12 protein-coding genes are annotated in these 13,636 nt (G+C 34.9%); 11 read left to right on the top strand and 1 reads right to left on the bottom strand.

The features are described from left to right. Positions 1 to 17 precede the first annotated feature (17 nt). Together FW778_RS07195 and FW778_RS07200 are read left to right on the top strand one after the other, a co-directional pair. Positions 18 to 1,013 (top strand): polysaccharide deacetylase family protein, encoded by a 996-nt coding sequence (locus tag FW778_RS07195; RefSeq protein WP_150413922.1) that lies wholly within the window; start codon positions 18 to 20, stop codon positions 1,011 to 1,013. After that, positions 1,010 to 1,780 carry a formyl transferase gene (locus tag FW778_RS07200; protein WP_150413923.1) on the top strand — a complete coding sequence of 257 codons (771 nt, stop codon included), beginning with the start codon at positions 1,010 to 1,012 and terminating at the stop codon, positions 1,778 to 1,780. Before FW778_RS07195 ends, FW778_RS07200 begins: the two co-directional genes overlap by 4 nt. An 11-nt stretch (positions 1,781 to 1,791) precedes the next feature. Here the strand turns inward: FW778_RS07200 and FW778_RS07205 are convergent, their stop codons facing one another. Then, positions 1,792 to 2,742, bottom strand: a complete 951-nt coding sequence (locus tag FW778_RS07205; protein WP_150413924.1) for a class I SAM-dependent methyltransferase — start codon at positions 2,740 to 2,742, stop codon at positions 1,792 to 1,794. Positions 2,743 to 2,805: 63 nt separating this feature from the next. Here FW778_RS07205 and FW778_RS07210 point away from each other — a divergent pair, with 63 nt between their 5' ends. From FW778_RS07210 to FW778_RS07250, 9 genes are all read left to right on the top strand, one after another. Beyond that, the gene (locus tag FW778_RS07210) at positions 2,806 to 3,966 is read left to right on the top strand and encodes a UDP-galactopyranose/dTDP-fucopyranose mutase family protein (protein ID WP_150413925.1); all 1,161 of its coding nucleotides are present in this window, start codon (positions 2,806 to 2,808) and stop codon (positions 3,964 to 3,966) included. 159 nt (positions 3,967 to 4,125) lie between these two features. Further along, on the top strand, positions 4,126 to 5,121 hold the full coding sequence (locus FW778_RS07215) for a glycosyltransferase family 2 protein (protein WP_202552102.1): 996 nt from the start codon (positions 4,126 to 4,128) through the stop codon (positions 5,119 to 5,121). A 32-nt stretch (positions 5,122 to 5,153) separates the two neighbouring features. Beyond that, the gene (locus FW778_RS07220) at positions 5,154 to 6,536 is read left to right on the top strand and encodes a hypothetical protein (RefSeq protein ID WP_150413927.1); all 1,383 of its coding nucleotides are present in this window, start codon (positions 5,154 to 5,156) and stop codon (positions 6,534 to 6,536) included. A gap of 81 nt (positions 6,537 to 6,617) precedes the next feature. Further along, positions 6,618 to 8,456 (top strand): asparagine synthase (glutamine-hydrolyzing), encoded by a 1,839-nt coding sequence (gene asnB / locus FW778_RS07225; protein WP_150413928.1) that lies wholly within the window; start codon positions 6,618 to 6,620, stop codon positions 8,454 to 8,456. Continuing rightward, entirely contained in the window at positions 8,453 to 9,586 is a 1,134-nt protein-coding gene (locus tag FW778_RS07230) for a glycosyltransferase family 4 protein (protein WP_150413929.1), read from the top strand. The genes asnB and FW778_RS07230 overlap by 4 nt, the downstream gene beginning before the upstream one ends. Positions 9,587 to 9,687: 101 nt before the next feature. Next, positions 9,688 to 10,566, top strand: coding sequence for a MerR family transcriptional regulator (locus FW778_RS07235; protein ID WP_150413930.1), 879 nt, complete (start codon positions 9,688 to 9,690; stop codon positions 10,564 to 10,566). 127 nt (positions 10,567 to 10,693) lie between these two features. Then, on the top strand, positions 10,694 to 11,194 hold the full coding sequence (locus tag FW778_RS07240; protein WP_150413931.1) for an RNA polymerase sigma factor: 501 nt from the start codon (positions 10,694 to 10,696) through the stop codon (positions 11,192 to 11,194). 62 nt (positions 11,195 to 11,256) lie between these two features. Beyond that, positions 11,257 to 12,753 carry a phytoene desaturase family protein gene (locus tag FW778_RS07245; RefSeq protein WP_150413932.1) on the top strand — a complete coding sequence of 499 codons (1,497 nt, stop codon included), beginning with the start codon at positions 11,257 to 11,259 and terminating at the stop codon, positions 12,751 to 12,753. Between the two features lie 44 nt (positions 12,754 to 12,797). Further along, entirely contained in the window at positions 12,798 to 13,634 is an 837-nt protein-coding gene (locus FW778_RS07250; protein ID WP_150413933.1) for a phytoene/squalene synthase family protein, read from the top strand. The last annotated feature ends 2 nt before the right edge of the window (positions 13,635 to 13,636 follow it).

Raw genomic sequence — 13,636 nt, forward strand, 5'->3', positions numbered from 1 at the left:
TAAATAAAACTTTTGTTATGGACGGGGAGTCAGTTGGGCAATTTGTAATTTCATTGGACTTTGAAATAATGTGGGGCGTTCGCGATAAGGTTACCCCGACAACATACGGGGAGAATCTATTGGGTGTTCAAGAGGTGATACCAAAAACCCTCGCACTATTCAATAAGTTTGGTATCGAAGCAACTTTTGCTACCGTTGGTCTTTTATTTTTTCGAAATAAAAAGGAAATGTTATCGAACTTACCCCGGCATATTCCCAGTTACAGTAATAAAATCTTGTCCCCATACGGCAATTATTTAGACCGACAAGTGGGTGAAGATGCCGCGGTAGATCCTTACCATTTTGCGCCTCACCTTGTTCAAACCATAAAAAGTGCGCCCAACCAGGAGATAGGTACCCATACATTTTCACATTATTACTGTTTGGAAGAAGGGCAAACAGTAGATGATTTCCGGGAAGATTTAAAGGCGGCTATAGCAATAGCAAAAAAGAGAGACATTGAAATTACAAGTATGGTTTTCCCCAGAAATCAATTTAACGAGGATTACCTGCAAGTGTGTAAAGAATGCGGAATACTTGTAGTACGTAATAACCAGAATTCATGGCTATATAAAGTAACTCCAGGAAATGGCAACGAGATTGTTAGAAAAATTTCAAGGCTTATGGATAACTATATTAATCTTACGGGATACCATTGTTATTCTTCCCAATCTCTGTTATCTTCCTTTCCGATACGCTTACCAGGCAGCCGCTTTTTGCGGCCATATACTTCCCGGCTAAGGCTCCTGGAAAGCATTCGAATGAAAAGAATCAAAAACGAGATGACTTATGCGGCCAAAAATAAATTAATCTATCATCTCTGGTGGCATCCGCATAATTTTGGAACAAACCAGGATAAAAATTTTAAATTTCTTGAAGAAATTCTGTTACACTATAGAGATCTCAATAAGCGATATGGCTTTAATAGTATTACTATGACTAACCTCGCCAAAAAATTATTAAATAAGGAATGAAGGATAAGAAAATAGTAATGCTTGCAGGCTCCGGCGTTTCCTCTAATATTATATTTCATGCCATCAACAAACGTTTCCCCGTACACAGTATAATTATGGAAGGCAGTGAAAACAAAAGGAAATTTCTTAAACGCCGGTTAAAAAAGCTAGGAATAATAACTGTATCTGGTCAAATACTTTTCCAGGCAATTATTATAAAAATGCTTAGGAAATTTTCTGCCAAAAGAATTGAAGTAATACTCAAAGAAAATAGTTTGAATACAGATGAACCTCCACTGCATACAGTAAAAAGGGTTTCGTCTATAAATACCAACGACGTAAAAGATATGCTTCAAACTATTCAGCCAGATGTGGTCATCGTAAATGGCACAAGGATAATTTCAAAAAAGATTTTGAGTTCCGTCAACTGTCCCTTTATCAACACGCACGCAGGCATAACGCCAAAGTATAGAGGTGTTCATGGAGGCTATTGGGCGCTGGTAAATGAAGACAAAATAAATTGCGGCGTTACAGTTCACCTGGTAGACGAAGGTATAGATACGGGTAGCATCTTGTACCAGGATACTATTGAAATAAGCGAAAAAGATAATTTTATAACCTACCCTTACCTTCAAATTGCAAAGGCTATACCAATGTTACAAAAAGCAATAGAGGACGCTTTACAAAACAAGGTAATTACTATCAAAGGAAAAGAGATATCCAAATTATGGTACCACCCCACCATCTGGCAGTACATTTATTACCGATTGTTTAAAAAAGTGAAGTAGAAATTTGCAGATTACATCTTCTTACCAATAGCATGATAGTAAGGACTGGAAGGGCTGACAACAATATCGCCCAGTCCGCTCTTTCGCATAAGCGTTATAACCTCGTCGCGGGAAAAGCGTTGCTCTAAAGTAGTTCCATATTTATCCAGGGCATCATTGCGAATTATGAAGAATGATTTATTTTGATAATCGCTCAGTGGTAATCTTTTCGCAATGCTATCCAGGCCAAAAAACCTTAATAGCCTACCAGCAAAAACGAATGGCAAATACGTTGTAACAGCAAGAAAGTTACAGGCAAATTTTTTTGTCATCGGCGGCAGCTTGCTTACAAAGCGTCTGAGCGTTTCACTGCACCTAAAAATCATTTTTTTCAGTCGGCCGGTACCGTCAAGATTATGATATAAATACACATAGAAATATCCGCCTCTTTTAACTTTCTTTACACAGTCCATCATTGCTTTCTGGGTATCAGGAATGTGATGCAAAACGCCAATACTCATCACAAAGTCAAACGTCTCATCATCAAAGGGAATAGTTTCCACAGCAGCCTTGCTGATTCTTACATTATCAACATTGCGCAATAAATGATCAGCTGCTATCACTGCGTTGCTTGGATCTATAGCTTCTATAAATCCAAGTCTGTCTGATAGGTATTTTGTCCATCTGCCGGTACCGCAACCAATATCTAAAGCGTAAGTATTTTTGTTGATTATTGTATCGTCCAAAATATCAAAATACATTATAGCAAGTGACCTAATATCTTTATCGGAATAATCCTTAAATTTCATCCATTCCAAGCCAAAATCTCTCACCACCATATCGCTAATATTTTCACCCGCGGTGGAAAAAAGGTAAATGTCTTTATTCTCGCCTTTTATTACTGCTTTTGGTGGCGTATTATATTCAACCTGCATAGGGGCGCAAAAGTATAAAAAAGTAAAGTCAATTTGTAAGCTACCCAATTTATTTTTGAATTGAACTGCTTGTTGTATTTTTAGTTATTTACTAATTTGAAAACTGAAAATATGACCCCAAATATTCTCGTTGTTGGTTCAGGATTTTCAGGGGCTGTTCTCGCTCACCAGCTTGCATGTAACATGGATTGCCAGATAGATATCTGGGAAGAAAAATCGCACATTGCTGGTAATTGCTTTACCGAGAGAGACCGGAAAACGGACATAATGGTACATCGTTACGGACCACATATTTTCAATACCGATAAAAAGGAAATATGGGATTTTGTCAATGGATTTATTCAACTGCAGCCTTTTGCACATAAAGTAAAGGCTATTTATAACGGTCAGGTGTACTCGCTACCTGTAACCCTTCACACCATCAACCAGTTTTTCAAAAAAACATATTCCCCGGCCGAAGCAAAAGCTTTTATCGAAAGTTTGGCTAATAAGAGTATAAGTGAACCTCAAAATTTTGAAGAGCAGGCTCTAAAATTTATCGGTCACGACCTTTATAAAGCTTTCTTTTATAGTTATACGAAAAAACAATGGGGCTGTGAGCCTTCAGAATTGCCGGCTTCTATCTTAAAGAGGCTGCCTGTTAGGTTTAATTATGACGATAGTTATTATAACAATTCGCTTGTGGGAATTCCGAAAGAGGGTTATACTGAATTTGTTCAAAAATTATTAGACAGGCAAAATATCCACCTTACACTGAACAGGAAATTTTTGCCTGAGGACGACTATTCTTCTTATTCCCATATTTTTTTTACAGGGCCGCTTGATGCATTCTTTAATTATAAATTCGGAAGGCTCGGTTATCGTACGGTTACCTTTGAACCCTTTTATTTTGAAGGAGATTTTCAGGGAACTGCCGTGATAAATTATTGTGACGAATCTGTAAAATACACACGCATTACCGAACACAAGCACTTTACGCCCTGGGAAAAACATGAAAAAACTATTTGCTTCAAAGAATATAGCAAAGAGACCTCCGGAAGCGACATTCCGTTTTATCCAAAAAGACTTGCAGCCGATAAAAAATTGTTATCACTTTACCGGAGGGAAGCAGAAAAACTACAAAATGTTTCCTTTCTGGGCAGGCTGGCAACCTACCGTTATATGGATATGCATCACGTTATAGATGAGGCACTTCATTTTGCTGACAAATTCAAAGATGCTTTTATCAAAAATTTAAAACGCCCTGTGTTCCCAAACGTTGAGCCAACCTAAGTACTCTCTTCTAACTACTACAACGGTAATGTTTTTTTACCAAAGATTCTTTTCTTTTCAATATTTAAGGATGAAATTCTCATATTCAGTGACAATATGAGCTATTCGTTTGCGTTATGGTATACACAATCCATATCTCAAAAACCAAATTCTGAATCTATGGACAAGGTTATAGCCGTAGTTGTTACCTACAATCGTCAGTTTTTGCTGGCTCAATGTATTGATGCTTTAAGAAAACAAACACGCAAAATTGATAAAATACTCGTAGTTAACAATGGCAGTACCGATCACACAGAATTATGGCTACGTAGCCAGGACGACATTGAGTTTATAACCCAGGAAAACGTAGGGGGTGCTGGCGGTTTTTACAGAGGCATCAAAACTGCCTTTGAAAAATTATATACATGGATATGGCTTATGGATGACGACGGATATCCTAAAGAAGATGCGCTTGAACGGCTGCTCGAAGGAAATACTGAGGAAATGTGCCTGCGCAATTGTGCAGTTATAAATAAAGAGGACAAAAAGAGTTTCGTGTGGAAAACCGGAAACTATTCTACAATAGATGAATTAGAAAACCCTGTTATAAAAAACGTTGCCCATCCTTTTAATGGAACACTCCTGCACCGAAAAATTATAGAGAGAGTCGGACTTCCTAAAGCAGACTTGTTTTTATGGGGAGACGAAACAGAATATCTCTATCGCATCATCAAGAAAAATAAAATACCTTTTTATACAAAGACAAATAGTATACATTATCACCCTGCATCAGCTTATTCATATAAAAACGACTGGAACTTTCACACCAACTGGAAAATGTATTATTATGTACGCAACAGGTTTCATGTTTTAAAATCTAAATTCAGCAGGCATCTTGCTCTTGCTGTAGTAATGTACCTGGCTTTTATAATTGCTTTTGCGGGAACAATAATAATTTTTCAAAAAACAAACAAGCTTAAAAAGCTAAGTTTTATTTTATGGCCAATTGCAGATGCCTTCACTAATGATTGCAAGGCAACCCCATCTGCAATTTTGAAAAGAATTTCTGCAACCTCACCTTACTGGCCTTTTGATTTTTTAGTCATTCCTGTAAAAACAGTGGCATTATTAATTAGCGGTTTATTTTCTTCCAGCGTTAAATTAAAGAAAGCATAACTATTTCCATCTTTTAAAAAATTGAGTGCTGAATGGGTTATGGCGATTTAATATTATTTCCTGTATTTCTAATTATGCTTAGCCTGTTCTTCAGGTCTAGGAGAAATACTTATACCGATCCGCTTCTCAGAAAATACCACCGGCAAGGGTTTTGGGTTAAAATATTTTCGTGTATTGTATTCATCATATACAACGTTTATTTCTACCCGGCCGATTCAATAGGATTGTATCAAAAAGAAGGTGCGAATATTTATCACCTCATTTTACATAATTCCAACCATTTAAAATGGCTTTTTCAAAAGGGAAAATATTTTGATGAATCTTTTTTAAAAGACAGGTTTAATAGTGGTTATTTCAGGTCTGAAGCCAATTTTATGGTAGCAAGAATTGTTGCACTTTTATCATTTGTCACGGTCGGTCGCTACGCTGCTACGAGCCTTATTTTCGCGTGTATCGCATATTCTGGGATATGGAAGCTCTTTCTCTTCTTTTATGAGCAATTTCCGCATTTACATAAAAGATTAGCCCTCGCTATTTTATTTTTCCCAACCTTTGTTTTCTGGAGCTCTGGAATTTTAAAAGATACATTGTGTATCGCGTCTCTTGGTTGGGTCACTTATGCTCTATATGAAATGTTATATCGAAAAAAGGGCTTTATAAAAAATTCGATCATCTTATTCGTCTTTGGTTACCTCCTGGCAATCATTAAAGTTTATATCCTTATTTCGTACGTGCCATTTTTCATTCTCTTTATTGTTCTCAAAAACATCCAGGAAATAAAGAATAAATTTTTGAAATATTTACTTGCCCCTATGCTTATCTTCAGTTGTATGTACGGATTTACACAGATATTGGATTCATTCAACAAAGAACTGGGCGGTTATGCTGTAGAAGATCTTACCTCGAGCATTCAACATTTAAATGGAGCATTTAAAGCAATGGATGGTAATAAAACTGCCGATTCAAATTTCGACTTAGGAGCTGAGTTCGATGGCACATTTAGTGGCTTAATAAATTTGGCTCCGGTGGCAATTTTTACAACATTCTTCCGTCCATTTATCTGGGAGTCGCACAAAATTTCGCAAATCCTTGCTTCAGTTGAGAGTCTTATCCTTTTATTTTTTACAATATTTGTAATTTTTAAAAGTGGCCCGGTTTATAGCATCAAGCTCATTTTAAGCGACCCGATAATTATGTATTGTTTCCTGTTTTCAATAGTCTTTGCAACATTTGTAGGAGCGAGCACTTTAAATTTTGGAACCCTTGTCCGATATAAAATTCCTTGTCTTCCCTTTTATACTATTGCTTTATTTCTTATTTATGAAAAAGCGAAAGAAAAAGCTGCTAAAAAATCTTTGGCAAAAAGTAATTCGATAATGCAGCCGGAAATATCTTTATACCAGGTGGCTACATAATACTGTTGCTATTAGCCTTTTGGGTAGATCAATTCACAAATAATAAGATTATTTTGCACGCTATAAAATTCAGGAATATTAATGTGTGGAATTGCTGGAAGTATTAACTCCGATTTTTCTTATCAGGATGTAATCAAAACAATGGGCCACCGCGGTCCGAATGAACAAAACGGATATACAGATCGAAACGTAATTTTTTTTCATCTGCGGCTCTCGATACTTGACATTGCGGGAGGTAAACAGCCAATGCACTTAGGTAATAAATACACCATTATTTTCAATGGAGAAATTTACAACCACTCTGAGGTCCGAAAACAATTTAATTTAACAGGCTATACTTCTTCAGATACCGAAACGTTACTTCTTTTATATGAAAGATTTGGTACACAATTTTTGGAATATCTCGATGGAATGTTTGCTTTTGTAATTCATGATAAAATAAAAAATAAGCTTTTTATCGCAAGGGATCGTTCAGGAAAAAAGCCTTTCTATTACTACCATAATGAAGATAAATTTGTTTTTGCAAGCGAACTAAACTGCCTGAAAAGTATGGTTCCCCTTGAAATAAATAGTGAAAATTTTTATCATTATTTAAGACTGGGTACTTTCTACAGACAATTTACCCCATATAAAAATGTAACTGAGTTGATAGCGGGTAGTTTTCTTGTGGTTGATTGCGAAAGCCTTTCTATTACTCAAACAAGATGGTGGAACATCAACGATTTTTATAGAAAACAAAGTAACGATTCCATTGAAGAAGCTTTACAAAAAACGGACGACTATCTTCATACAGCCGTGAAAAGAAGAATTGAATCAAGTGACCTGGAGGTAGGATGTTTTTTAAGCGCTGGAATTGACAGCGGAATCATAACTTCAATTGCCCGCGAATACAATAATAAACTTAAAACCTTTACGGTCTCTTTTGTTGGCGAATATAATGAGGCGCCACTTGCGAAACTTGTTGCAGAAAAGTATAAAACACAACACACTGAAATTAAAATTTTATTTTCAAGCTTAAAAACCGACTTGGAAAAGATTTTATCAAACTACGGGGAACCAATTTCTGACGGCTCAGTAATACCAAGTTATTATGTAAGTAAAGAAGCCAAAAAGCATGTAACGGTTGTGTTAAATGGAGATGGAGCAGACGAGCTCTTCGGTGGATACCGGCGTTATGTTCCCTTTGCCGGTTATGATTTTTTTAAGAAAAATTTCCTTGTAAAAAAAGGCGCTTCATTTTTCAAAAGCACAATGCCGCAGCCGGAGAACAAAAGATCGACATATAATTACCTATACAGGCTTGCATCTCTTGCGTCAAAATCTAGTTTAGAAATTTATCTTTCAGCCGGAGCTGATATTTTTGAAGATTACGAAGATGCTATTTTGAAACCCGGGTTTGACTATTTGCAACCAATTAAAAATGATTTCGACAGTATTGCCGATAGCAATTTATCGGGTTTGAAGAAAATTATGAACCTCGATTTCGATGTCATTCTTTTTAGTGATTTTCTTGTAAAAATGGACATTGCTACAATGGCAAATTCCCAGGAAGGAAGAAGCCCGTTTCTTTCAAAAGAATTATTGGAATATGTTCCGCCGCTTAACGATTCTTATAAAATAAAAGGTAAAACTACCAAATACATCTTAAGAAAGTTAGCGGTAAAATACCTTCCCCCTACACTAATTAATCAACCAAAAAGAGGCTTTGAAATACCATTAAAAAATTGGGTTGATAATGAATTGAAAGAAACTGTTTTCGATTATTTAACCTCTCCTCAATGTTTTTATAAAAATTTTGTAAAACAAAACTTTGTTCACGACCTGCTTTCAAAAAAAATAAATATCTCTGGGGAGAAAAGAGCTAAAATATTGTGGACATTACTATCAATGGAAATTTGGTATAAAAAAGTTTACAAATGAGTACTGAGTTAACTGGGAAAAAAATAGCTGTCATTGAGAACGGGCTTTTATCAACTTATACAATGCGAGAAGGCCTTATGATGCACCTCCTCGAAGAAGGTTGTGATGTCTATATTCTAACACATACTAATCGCTTTGTAACCCAGGTTGAAAAGATGGGCCTGAAGGTAATAAATATTGGTTCAGGAAATTTAAACCTTGTAAAAGTTTCAAGATATATCTGCAATCTCCGCCGGGCACTTAAAAAAATTAAGCCAGATGTTTGTCTCACATTTAGCATAAGACCGGCAATTTGGGGAAACCTTGTGACTCGTCAATTGAAAATACCAACGATCACAAACATCACGGGCGTGGGGCCATTATTTATAAGCAAAAATATTGTATACCGCACGGCACGCTCCTTATATAGAAATGCGCTAAGCCAAACTAAAAAAGTTTTTTTTCAGAATTACGACGATATGAATTTATTCATTGAAAGAAAATTTGTAAAAAGTTCAATTGCCGAAAGAATCCCAGGTTCAGGAATCGATTACAAAAAATTCAGCCCGATACTTTTAAAAGGGCATGATTCTACTTCATTTATTTTTTTATTTATCGGAAGGCTTATAAAAGACAAAGGGATTTTTGAATACATTAATGCAGCAAGAATTATAAAGAAAAAATTTCCGACTGCAATTTTCAATGTAATGGGGCCTTTTTGGACCCAAAATTTAAAAAGGAATACCATAACGCATACTCAATTACAAAACTGGATTGATGAAGGAGTAATAGATTACCTGGGAGAAAAAAAAGATGTGAGGAAATTTATTGCCGAAGCCGATTGTATTGTTCTGCCATCCTATCGCGAGGGCACCTCGAATACTTTGCTGGAAGCTGCAAGCATGGAAAAACCTACTATTACAACAAATACTACCGGGTGTAAAGAAATCGTTTCCGATAATGAAACAGGTTTTCTTTGTCGTGTTAAAGATGAATTTGACCTGGCAGATAAAATGAAAAAAATGATATTACTTTCTGCTGAAGAACGTAGAGAAATGGGGAAAAAAGCAAGACAGAAAATTATTGCAGAATATGATAAACAAATTGTTATCCAGGCTTATTTAAAAGCAATAATTGCATCAATCGGATAATTAAAAAAAATCTACAACTATATAAGAGCGTTATACAAAAGTTCCTTTTTTCTTTTTTAAACATCTCAGCCTAATAATTTGTAATAGCTTAAACAAATTGAATGCTTTTTACAATAAAAGATATTGAAAATCTTTCGGGTATAAAAGCCCATACTATCCGCATTTGGGAACAGCGTTATGATTTTATTAAACCAAACCGGTCAGATACTAATATAAGATTTTACACCAGTGATGAGCTCAAGGTCATTCTTAACATTGCGCTTCTTAATAAATCTGGGTACAAAATTTCACGTATAAATAAAATGAGCCGTGAGGCAATGTTTGCAAGTGTTCTTTCTTTAACCGGTACAGAAGCTAAAGCAAATATTGTAATTAATGATCTGCTGGAGTGTATGATAAATTTCGATTCGGATGGCTTTGAAAATATCATCAATAGGTATATAACAAATTCCGGAATCGAGGAATCAATAATTAATATCATCTTCCCGTTTCTTGATAAAGTAGGCATTTTATGGCTTACTAACCACATAAATCCTGCACACGAAAGGCTGGTAAGTAACATTATACGACAAAAAATAATTGTTGGCATTGATTCTCTTTCCACAAAGAAAACATCTGTAAAAAAAATCTGCCTTTTTCTTCCGGAGGGCGAGTATCATGAAATCTCGCTTCTTTTTGTAGCCTTTCTTTTAAAGAAAAAAGGTATACCGGTTATTTATCTTGGTGCTAATATTCCATTTAGAGAATTACAAACAGTAACATCCGCGAAAAAACCTGATTACCTTTATACTCACCTCACCACAGCAGGTCCCGATTTCAATTTCGATAAGTTCCTTGTTACAATTAATAAAGAGTTCAAAAAATTTCCTTTAATCATTTCAGGAAGACTCACACATTCTTACGAGAAAAAAATTCCACAAAAAATAATTTTTAAAAAATCCCTGGCCGAGGTTAAAGAATTCATTAAAAATCTACAGTAGCTTAGATTATCTATAAAAAATTCTGGCACCTGCTTTGTTAAATCTTTAGTTTAAAATAATTAAACAAAAAAAATATTCCAATTTAATTTTTTGTTTAACTTTGATTATATAAACATTAAACATTATCATGTCAACTTTGGAATTTAACCAGCTCCTTTTAGTTAATTCTGATTTTTTAAATCCCTTTGCAATTAACCTTACAAGAGATAAAGAAAGTGCTAAAGACCTTGTTCAGGAAACATTATATAAAGCTATAGCAAATCGTGAGAAATACATTAATGGTACCAATATTAAAGCGTGGTTATATACTATCATGCGTAATATTTTCATAAACGATTACAGAAAAAAAAGCAAGCAGCATGTAATTTTTGATACCACGCCAAATGATTTTTTATTAGATTTTAATCAGTCGGCGATATCAAACCTTGCAGAAAGCAAATTGAGGTTAAAAGAAATTCAGACAGCAGTTTATCATTTACCGTCTATTTTTAAAGAACCTTTTTTATTATATTTTGATGGATACAAATACCATGAGATTGCCGGAATATTAAGCGAACCTTTAGGCACAATTAAAAGCAGGATTCATTTTGCCAGGAAACTTCTTAAGAAACAGATAAGCAGATTTTAACTGTATTCTAAAAGTTAATTTACAACTCACAGAAGGCTTACCTTTTGATTTGATTTAAAAATTTGAAAAAAGCAATAATAATAGGTAGCGGTTTTTCCGGAATATCAACAGCATCATTTTTAGCAAAGAATGGCTGGGATGTAACAGTAATTGAAAAGCATAATATGCCGGGTGGGCGTGCGAGACAACTTAAAGATGAGGGATTTGTTTTTGATATGGGACCAAGCTGGTACTGGATGCCAGGAGTATTTGAAAGATACTTTCAATGTTTTGGTAAAAAACGTTCAGAGTATTATTCATTAAAAAGGCTAGATCCTTCCTACAAAATTTTTTGGAAGGATGAAGCCTTTGAAATTCCTGCTGATTATGAAGAATTGAAGAATTTATTTGAAAAAATAGAAAAAGGAAGCAGTGAAAAATTGAATCAATATCTTGAACAGGCCGCTTATAAATTTGAAGTAGGAATTAATAAACTTGTTCAAAAACCCGGGCAATCTTTGAGGGAATTTTTAGATTGGGATCTCATAAAAGGCGTATGGAAACTGGATGTATTTTCTTCGATTCAAAGCCATGTTCGAAAATATTTTAAAAGTGAAAAACTGAGGCAGTTACTTGAGTTTCCGGTCTTGTTTTTAGGCGCTTTGCCAAAAGATATACCTGCTCTTTATAGCTTAATGAATTTCGCGGATATAAAAGGTGGAACCTGGTATCCTGAAAATGGAATGTATAGTATTGTAAATGAGATGTATGTGCTGGCAAAAGAATTAGGCGTGAAATTTAAGTTTAATGAAAATGTTACCGCTATCAATACTAAAGCTAATTGTGCTATCGGAATTACCAGTGAGCTTTATGATAACGGGCAAACAATTATAAAAAATTACAATAGCGATGTAATAGTTGCTACCGCCGATTATCATTTTGTTGAAACTAAACTATTGCCGGCTAAATTGAGAAGCTATAAAGAATCTTATTGGAATAAGAAAGTGTTAGCTCCTGGTTGTTTATTATATTATGTTGGATTAAATAAAAAATTAAAAAATATTACACACCATTCTTTGTTCTTTGATGTTGATTTCGAAAAGCATGGAACTGAAATTTATATTACAAAAAAATGGCCATCAGAGCCACTCTTTTATGTCTGTACACCTTCAGTTACTGACAAAAGTGTTGCGCCTGATGGATGTGAAAACCTGTTTTTTCTTATTCCTGTTGCAGCCGGATTGCCTGGCGATACAGAAACATTGAGAGAAGAATATTTTAAAAAAATTATTAAGCGATTTGAAAAATATATAGGTGAAGAAGTGACGAATTATATTGTTTATAAAAAAACTTTTGGTCCTGAAGAGTTCGTAAACGAGTACAACGCATTTAAAGGGAACGCCTATGGACTGGCAAATACTTTAATGCAAACTGCAGTTTTAAAACCGTCGTGCAGGAGCAAAAAAGTTAAAAATCTTTTTTACGCCGGGCAGTTAACAGTACCAGGCCCCGGCGTTCCGCCATCACTTATAAGTGGTGAAGTGGTAGCTAAAGAAGTAGTTAAACATTTTAATTCTTAAATTGTATTTAATAAAAAAACCAGTATTAACATAAACCATGGCTTATGATACAGCTCTTTCATGATGTGAGTTATGAGTGCAGTAAGTTCACCACTACTAAATACAGCACTTCTTTTGCAAGTGCAATAAGGCTTTTACACAAAGACCTGCAAAAGCCCGTATACAATATTTATGGATTTGTGCGCTTTGCAGATGAGATTGTAGACACTTTCCATGAATATGATAAAGAGCAACTTTTAAAAGAATTTAAAAATGAAACTTACAAAGCAATCGAAAGAAAAATAAGCCTTAATCCAATACTTAATAGTTTCCAGCTAACGGTGAATGAATATGAAATTGATATAAAACTTATAGACGCTTTTTTTAAAAGCATGGAGTTTGACCTGGAGAAAAATACTTATGACCCCACTGATTACAAAGACTACATTTATGGAAGTGCAGAAGTTGTAGGGCTCATGTGCCTTAACATTTTTTGTGAAAAAGATCAATTGAAATATGAGAAACTTATGCCTTATGCGCAGTCACTTGGTGCGGCATTTCAAAAAGTAAATTTTTTGAGAGATGTAAAATCAGATTATCAGCAATTGGAAAGGACTTATTTTCCGGGGATTGATTTTAGAAATTTTACTCCCGTATGTAAAAAAAATATTGAGGCAGAAATTATGGCAGATTTTAGCAATGCCTATGATGGGATAACGCAATTGCCGCTTAAGGCCCGTTTTGGCGTATATGTTGCTTATAAATATTATCTTTCTCTTTTCAAAAAAATAAAGCGCACACGAGCAGAAAAAATTCTTGAGCGTCGAATAAGAATACCTAACTATTCGAAAGCACTTATAGTTATGAGAGCCACAGTAAAAAATCAACTCAAGCTCATTTAATA

It is taken from the genome of Ginsengibacter hankyongi, from assembly GCF_008710285.1.
GTDB classification, from domain to species: Bacteria; Bacteroidota; Bacteroidia; order Chitinophagales; family Chitinophagaceae; genus Ginsengibacter; species Ginsengibacter hankyongi.

Coding starts and splice junctions, on each gene's coding strand:
- FW778_RS07250 (WP_150413933.1), top strand. CDS start 12,798: ATGATACAGCTCTTTCATGATGTGAGTTATGAGTGCAGTAAGTTCACC.
- FW778_RS07210 (WP_150413925.1), top strand. CDS start 2,806: ATGACCCCAAATATTCTCGTTGTTGGTTCAGGATTTTCAGGGGCTGTT.
- FW778_RS07240 (WP_150413931.1), top strand. CDS start 10,694: ATGTCAACTTTGGAATTTAACCAGCTCCTTTTAGTTAATTCTGATTTT.
- FW778_RS07195 (WP_150413922.1), top strand. CDS start 18: ATGGACGGGGAGTCAGTTGGGCAATTTGTAATTTCATTGGACTTTGAA.
- FW778_RS07215 (WP_202552102.1), top strand. CDS start 4,126: ATGGACAAGGTTATAGCCGTAGTTGTTACCTACAATCGTCAGTTTTTG.
- FW778_RS07230 (WP_150413929.1), top strand. CDS start 8,453: ATGAGTACTGAGTTAACTGGGAAAAAAATAGCTGTCATTGAGAACGGG.
- FW778_RS07235 (WP_150413930.1), top strand. CDS start 9,688: ATGCTTTTTACAATAAAAGATATTGAAAATCTTTCGGGTATAAAAGCC.
- FW778_RS07200 (WP_150413923.1), top strand. CDS start 1,010: ATGAAGGATAAGAAAATAGTAATGCTTGCAGGCTCCGGCGTTTCCTCT.
- FW778_RS07220 (WP_150413927.1), top strand. CDS start 5,154: ATGGGTTATGGCGATTTAATATTATTTCCTGTATTTCTAATTATGCTT.
- asnB (WP_150413928.1), top strand. CDS start 6,618: ATGTGTGGAATTGCTGGAAGTATTAACTCCGATTTTTCTTATCAGGAT.